This is a genomic window from Massilia sp. LMS1-1-1.1 (assembly GCF_040815535.1).
GTDB classification, from domain to species: Bacteria; Pseudomonadota; Gammaproteobacteria; order Burkholderiales; family Burkholderiaceae_D; genus Janthinobacterium; species Janthinobacterium aestuarii.
This window is the reverse complement of sequence record NZ_JBFPNG010000065.1, coordinates 230,775-237,621: the sequence shown is the minus strand read 5'-3', so window position 1 is coordinate 237,621 and position 6,847 is coordinate 230,775. Positions and strand designations below refer to the sequence as shown.

General features: G+C 61.7%; 6 protein-coding genes. All 6 read right to left on the bottom strand.

What is annotated here, in order from left to right; translation table 11 throughout:
- Positions 1–215: 215 nt before the first annotated feature.
- The 6 genes from MRBLMS1_RS28085 to murC all read right to left on the bottom strand — a co-directional run bounded on the left by MRBLMS1_RS28085 (position 216) and on the right by murC (position 6,844).
- The gene (locus MRBLMS1_RS28085) at positions 216–722 is read right to left on the bottom strand and encodes a peroxiredoxin (RefSeq protein WP_070305663.1); all 507 of its coding nucleotides are present in this window, start codon (positions 720–722) and stop codon (positions 216–218) included.
- A gap of 293 nt (positions 723–1,015) precedes the next feature.
- Complete coding sequence (gene ftsZ, locus MRBLMS1_RS28080) at positions 1,016–2,224, bottom strand: cell division protein FtsZ (protein WP_034748865.1); 1,209 nt, start codon at positions 2,222–2,224, stop codon at positions 1,016–1,018.
- A 154-nt stretch (positions 2,225–2,378) separates the two neighbouring features.
- Positions 2,379–3,611, bottom strand: a complete 1,233-nt coding sequence (ftsA, locus tag MRBLMS1_RS28075) for a cell division protein FtsA (RefSeq protein ID WP_010394955.1) — start codon at positions 3,609–3,611, stop codon at positions 2,379–2,381.
- 45 nt (positions 3,612–3,656) lie between these two features.
- A complete protein-coding gene (locus tag MRBLMS1_RS28070; protein WP_128141357.1) occupies positions 3,657–4,469 on the bottom strand; it encodes a cell division protein FtsQ/DivIB in 813 nt (270 codons plus the stop codon).
- Position 4,470: 1 nt separating this feature from the next.
- Positions 4,471–5,439, bottom strand: coding sequence for a D-alanine--D-alanine ligase (locus tag MRBLMS1_RS28065; RefSeq protein WP_485883608.1), 969 nt, complete (start codon positions 5,437–5,439; stop codon positions 4,471–4,473).
- 1 nt (position 5,440) lies between these two features.
- The gene (gene murC / locus MRBLMS1_RS28060) at positions 5,441–6,844 is read right to left on the bottom strand and encodes a UDP-N-acetylmuramate--L-alanine ligase (RefSeq protein ID WP_034748872.1); all 1,404 of its coding nucleotides are present in this window, start codon (positions 6,842–6,844) and stop codon (positions 5,441–5,443) included.
- Positions 6,845–6,847 lie beyond the last annotated feature (3 nt).

The window sequence follows — 6,847 nt, the reverse complement described above, 5'->3', positions numbered from 1 at the left end:
GGAGCCTAAGGGCGGATACGGCATCCAGTTACCCGGTCTTGATATGCCTACCAAGATTTTGACAGCGGTCGATACCGTTCGCAATATCACGAACGGCATGAAGGGAATAATACAAGGTCGGATTAGCGCGTAGCGCGTAATCCGACAACACCACGAAGGCGTCAACAATATTGTCGGATTACGGCGCTTTGCGCCTAATCCGACCTACGCCACGATTATTTCAGCTGGCCCAGCAGCGTTTCGGCATTCGATACTTCAAACTTGCCGCCCTGCTCGACGTTCAATTGCGTCACGACGCCATTGTCGACCAGCATCGAGTAGCGCTGCGAGCGCGTGCCCATGCCGTGCTTGGAGAAATCGGCGTCCAGGCCCAGTGCCTTGCTGTAAGCGGCATTGCCGTCAGCCATCATGCGCACGACGCCGGTGGCTTTCTGATCGCGGCCCCAGGCGCCCATCACGAACGCGTCGTTGACGGAGATGCACCAGATTTCATCGACGCCCTTGGCTTTCAGGTCGGCAGCGTGCTGCACGTAGCCTGGCACGTGCTGTGCGGAGCAGGTTGGGGTGTAGGCGCCTGGCAGGCCGAAGATGGCGATCTTCTTGCCCTTCACCAGGTCTTGCACGTTGAACGTGTTCGGGCCCAGTGCGCAACCTTCGGTTTCGCTTTCGATGAATTCGGCCAGGGTGCCTTCTGGCAGGGTGTCGCCGATCTTGATGGTCATGTTGACTCCTTGTGTACTGTCGGTTGAGGGTTCTGCCGGCATGATGCCGACACTGCGCGATAGTATGCCTGACTTGCCGTATTTGTGCAGAAAATGGCCGGAAAGGCAAAGTCAAAAGTCAAAAGCCGGCAAAAAAAACGGCGGCCCTCAGGCCGCCGTCATCGTTGCATACATCAGATCACCTTTTCCATATTGAAGCGCATGAAAAATGCTCAGGGCAAGGCGCATGGCCGAAGACAGTACGAATGTACGGCAAGGCTATGCAACGCCGCCATGGGCTTTTTTCACTGCGCTTAATCGGCTTGCTTGCGCAGGAAAGCAGGAATGTCATACGTCTCCATGCCATTCTTTTCCATCGCGCGCACTTGCTCGGAAGCCGATTCGCGGCGCCATACTGCAGGCGCCTTCATGCCGTCGAAACCGGCGGCCGGCGTGGCCACGCCAACCGTCGTCGTCGCCGCTTGCGCGCTACCCATGGCAGCCGACGGGGTCAGCGGGCTGTTGTGGGTACCGGTGCGCAGCACTTGCTGCGGTACCAGCTGGATGTTTTTCTTCGCGCGGCCCAGGCCCGTGGCCACCACGGTCACGCGGATGTCGTCGCCCATGGCGTCGTCGTAGGCGATACCTTGCGCGATCGACGCGTCCGGCGCGGCAAACGCGCGCACGGCAGCCATGACTTCCTTGATCTCTTTACCTTTCAAGCCGCGGCTGGCCGTGACGTTGACCAGCACGCCGCGCGCGCCGGACAGATCGATGCCATCGAGCAGCGGCGAAGCGACAGCCTGTTCGGCGGCGATACGCGCGCGGTCGACGCCGGAAGCCGTCGCCGTACCCATCATGGCCTTGCCCTGCTCGCCCATGATGGTTTTCACGTCGTTGAAGTCGACGTTGATATGGCCAGGCACGTTGATGATCTCGGCAATGCCGGCCACCGCGTTGTTGAGCACATCATCGGCGTGCTGCATCCATTCCAGCATACTTTCGTCTTCGTAGATCTCTTCCAGTTTTTCATTGAGGATGATGATCAGCGAATCGACGTGCAGGGACAGCTGCTCCAGGCCTTCGTCGGCGATGTCCATGCACTTCTGGCCTTCGTACGAGAATGGCTTGGAGACCACGGCCACCGTCAGCGCGCCCAGTTCCTTGGCCACTTCGGCCACGATGGGAGCGGCGCCCGTACCGGTGCCGCCGCCCATGCCGGCGGCGATGAAGACCATGTGCGCACCGCGCAGCGAATCGGCGATGCGCGTGCGCGACTCTTCGGCCAGCTGGCGGCCGACGGCAGGCTTCATGCCTGCGCCCAGACCGGTATCGCCGATCTGGATGATGTTGTGGGCCTTCGATGTCGACAGGGCCTGTGCGTCGGTGTTGGCGGCAATGAATTCCACGCCCGACATGCCTTTGTTGATCATGTGTTGGACTGCATTGCCACCCGCACCGCCGACGCCGACGACCTTGATGACGGTACCTAAAGCTGTGTTATCGACCATATCGAACTCCATGATGTGCTCCTATCAGATGCGGTTTCCAAGCGCCAGGCCTCATATTGGTAGGAGAACTGGAGATTGAAAACTGCGGTTAAATATAAAATTAAGTTATGTGTGTGTACCTGCGATGCTGCTAAAAAACCTGTACTGCCGGGCGTAAATCATGCCCTTAAAAATTTCCTAAAAACCATTCCTTCATGCGCTGCCAGACTGCCTTCACCGAGCCGTCCTGACGCGTCACGATGTGGCCGCGCAGGTATTGCTTCTTCGCTTCCAGCAGCAGGCCCAATACCGTGGCATAGCGCGGACTGCGCACCACGTCGGCCAGCTGGCCCCGATACTCGGGCGTGCCAAGGCGCGCCGGTTTCAGGAAAATATCTTCCGCCATTTCCACCATGCCGGGCATGATGGACGTGCCGCCCGTGAGCACGATGCCCGAGGACAGCACGCCTTCGTAACCGGATTCGCGCACCACCTGGTGCACCATGGCGAACAGCTCTTCGACACGCGGCTCGATCACTGCCGCCAGCGCCTGGCGCGACAGGTTGCGCGGGCCGCGGTCGCCCAGGCCAGGCACTTCCAGCGATTCGCCGGGGTCGGCCAGGACTTGCTTGGCCACGCCATAGCGGATCTTGATTTCTTCCGCTTCCGCGGTCGGGGTGCGCAAGGCCATGGCGATGTCGTTGGTGATCTGGTCGCCGGCGATGGGAATGACTGCCGTATGGCGGATCGCGCCATCGGAGAATACCGCCACATCGGTCGTGCCGCCGCCGATGTCGATCAGCACCACGCCCAGTTCCTTCTCGTCGGGCGTGAGCACTGCATCGGCGGACGCCATCGGCTGCAGGATCAGGTCCGACACTTCCAGGCCGCAGCGGCGCACGCACTTGACGATGTTCTGCACCGCCGACACGGCGCCGGTGACGATATGCACCTTCACCTCCAGGCGGATGCCGCTCATGCCGATAGGCTCGCGCACATCTTCCTGGCTGTCGACGATGAACTCTTGCGGCACCGTGTGCAGCAATTGCTGATCGGTCGGAATGTTAACCGCTTTTGCCGTCTCGATGACGCGCGCCACGTCGGTCGCCGTCACTTCCTTGTCCTTGATGGCCACCATGCCGCTGGAATTGAAGCTGCGGATATGGCTGCCCGCAATGCCCGCGTACACATTGCGGATCTTGCAGTCGGCCATCAGCTCGGCCTCTTCCAGCGCGCGCTGGATGGACTCCACCGTGGCTTCGATATTGACCACCACGCCCTTTTTCAGGCCCTTCGATTCGTGCTGGCCCAGCCCGATCACTTCGTGGCGCCCGTCGGACATCACTTCGGCTACCACCGCCACCACTTTCGAGGTGCCGATGTCGAGGCCGACGATCAGGTTTTTCGCGTCTTTTGTCATTTCTTTCGCCTAGTTTTTTGGGCTATTAATTAATTGGGTATTCGGTTAAGCCGGTTTTTTAATCGGACTGCTGTTTTTCTTCTTGATCACTGGCTTGCCATCCTTGCCTTCGGCCGGTATCACCAGGCCGGCGGAACTGAGCGCCAGGCCATTCTGGTAGCGCATATCGATCGTGTCGATATTTTCCAGCCGGCTCGCCAACTGCGGATAGATGCCCACCAGCCGGTCGACGCGCGCCTTCAGGGTCGTATGATTCTGCTCGCGTCCCAGCGCCACGCTCATGCCGTTATTCAGTTTCACGGTCCACGCATAGCGGCTCGACAGCGACAGGGTTTCCGGCACCATCTTCAGCGGCGCAAACCACTTTGCCAGCTGCACATAGGTGGCCAATACTTCTTTTTCGCTGCCATCGGGACCGGCAAACGCAGGCAATTCATGGTCGTCTTCGGCTTCGGCCACATTCGCCGTAAACACGTCGCCCTTGACCGACAGCAGACGCCCATCCTCGCCCCAGGTGCCCAGCGCTTCGTGTTCTTCCAGCGCCACGATCAGCTGGTTCGGCCACTCGCGCCGCACGCTCGCACGGCGCACCCAGGGCACCGATTCGAACACGCCGCGCACGCTTTCCAGGTTGGTCGTGAAAAAATTGCCCTTGATGCGGCCCAAAGTGCCGCTGCGCAGGGTCAGGTAATTCACGTGGCGCAGGCCCTTGTCGTCCGCGCTTTCCACCTTGATCGTGCGCAGGTCGAACATGGGACGCTGCGACACCCACCAGACGCCGGCGGCCACGCACACGACCAGAACCGCGGCCAGCAAGCCGTTGGCAGTCGTATTGAGGCTTTTAGCGTCATGCCACATATCAGTGCTGTCCCTTGTGCATTTTCAGACGCGCGCCAGCGACGATTTCCAGGCACAGGTCTTCATAGCTAATGCCCACCGCGCGCGCCGCCATCGGCACGAGCGAGTGACCCGTCATGCCGGGCGAGGTATTGACTTCCAGCAGGAACAGCTTGCTGTCGGCCGCGCGCATCAGCACGTCCACCCGTCCCCAGCCTTCGCAGCCGAGAGCGCGGTAGGCCGCCACGGCGATGCGTTCCATCTCCGCCACGATCGCCGGGTCCAGCTGCGGCGGGCAGAAATACTGCGTATCGTCCGTGAAGTACTTGTTCTGGTAATCGTAATTGCCTTGCGGCGCGACGATCTCGATCGGCGGCAGCGCGCGCGCCGTGGTGCCCTTGCCCAGGATCGCGACGGTGAACTCGCGGCCCTTGACGAATTCCTCGGCCAGCACCGAATCATCGAGACCGGCGGCGATGTCGTAGGCTGCCCGGAAGGCCGATGCCTCGTTGACCGTGGTGATGCCGATGCTCGAACCTTCATGCGGCGGCTTGACGATCAGCGGCAAGCCCAGTTCCGCGGCGACCTTGGCCAGGTCGGAGCTGTCATCGAGCACCGCGTACTTCGGCGTCGGCAGTTGATGCATCAGCCAGATCATCTTGGTGTAAATCTTGTCCATGCCCACCGCGCAAGCCATCACGCCGCTGCCCGTGTAGGGAATGCCCAGCTGCTCCAGCGCGCCCTGCAGGCTGCCGTCTTCGCCGAAGCGGCCGTGCAGCGCGATGAAGACGCGGTCGAATTTTTCAGCGGCCAGTTCGGCCAGGCTGCGTTCGCCCGTGTCGAACGCGTGCGCGTCCACGCCGCGGCTTGTCAACGCGGCCAGCACGCCCGTGCCGGACATCAGCGACACTTCGCGCTCGGCCGAGCTGCCGCCGAACAGGACGCCGACCTTGCCCAATTGTTTTACATCGATAGCTGAAGCTTGGTTCACATCAGGCCTTTACAGTGTTGGATGGATACGTAGTCAGTTGTTGCGGGATGCCGCTGATGGAGCCCGCGCCCATGGTCAGCACGACGTCGCCGTCGCGCGCCACGCTCATGATGGTGTCAGCCATGTCCTTCATGGACTCGACGAAAATTGGTTCGATCTTGCCGCGCGCGCGCAGCGCATGCGCCAGGGCGCGGCCGTCGGCGGCAACGATAGGCGCTTCGCCCGCCGCATACACTTCGGACAAGAGCAGCACATCGGGCGCGCCCAGCACTTTCACGAAATCCTCGAACAGGTCGCGCGTGCGGCTGTAGCGGTGCGGCTGGAACGCCAGCACGAGGCGGCGGCCCGGATAGGCGGCGCGCGCGGCGGCCAGGGTCACTTCCGTTTCCACCGGATGGTGGCCAAAATCATCGACCAACGCGAAGCTGCCGCCGTTCGGCAGCGCCACGTCGCCGTAGCGCGTGAAGCGGCGGCCCACACCGGAGAACTCGGCCAGGCCTTGCTGCGTGGCGCTGTCGGCGATACCGATTTCGCGCGCGATGGCGATCGCCGAGCAGGCATTCTGCACATTGTGCATGCCGGGCTGGTTCAATACCACGTCGAGGTCCGGGTAGCCTTCCTGCAGCACGGTGAAATGCATTTCCAGGCCCACGGCGCGCGCGTTAATGGCGCGCACTTGCGCGTCTTCCGCGAAACCGTAGGTGGTGACGGGCTTGGTAACGGACGGGATGATGGCGCGCACGTGCGGATCGTCGATGCACAGCATGGCGCGGCCATAGAACGGCAAGCGGTGCGTGAACTGCACGAAAGCCTGCTTGAGCTTTTCGAAATCGTGCTCGTAGGTGTCCATGTGATCGGCGTCGATATTCGTGATCACTTCGATCATCGGCGTCAGGTTCAGGAACGAGGCATCCGATTCATCGGCTTCGGCCACCAGATAGTCGCCCGAGCCCAGCTTGGCGTTCGCGCCGGCGCTGGTCAAACGGCCGCCGATGACGAAAGTCGGGTCGAGACCACCTTGCGCCAGTACGGAGGCGACCAGGCTGGTGGTCGTCGTCTTGCCGTGGGTGCCGGCAATCGCGATGCCGCGTTTCAGGCGCATCAACTCGCCAAGCATCACGGCGCGCGGCACCAGCGGGATCTTGCGCGCGCGCGCGGCCGCCACTTCCGGATTGTCTTGCGGGACGGCGCCCGACGTCACCACCGCATCGGCGTCGCCGATGTTCTCGGCCGCGTGGCCGAGCATGACGGTCGCGCCCAGGCTCGCCAGGCGCTGCGTCGCCGCATTGCTGCCCAGGTCGGAGCCAGACACCTTGTAGCCGAGGTTGACCAGCACTTCGGCGATGCCGCTCATGCCGCTGCCGCCAATGCCGACAAAGTGGATATTGTTTACTTTATGCTTCACAGA

Bases quoted from the DNA above. Each gene is read 5' to 3' on its own strand.
- MRBLMS1_RS28085 (WP_070305663.1), bottom strand. From the start codon at position 722: ATGACCATCAAGATCGGCGACACCCTGCCAGAAGGCACCCTGGCCGAA.
- ftsA (WP_010394955.1), bottom strand. From the start codon at position 3,611: ATGACAAAAGACGCGAAAAACCTGATCGTCGGCCTCGACATCGGCACC.
- ftsZ (WP_034748865.1), bottom strand. From the start codon at position 2,224: ATGGAGTTCGATATGGTCGATAACACAGCTTTAGGTACCGTCATCAAG.
- MRBLMS1_RS28070 (WP_128141357.1), bottom strand. From the start codon at position 4,469: ATGTGGCATGACGCTAAAAGCCTCAATACGACTGCCAACGGCTTGCTG.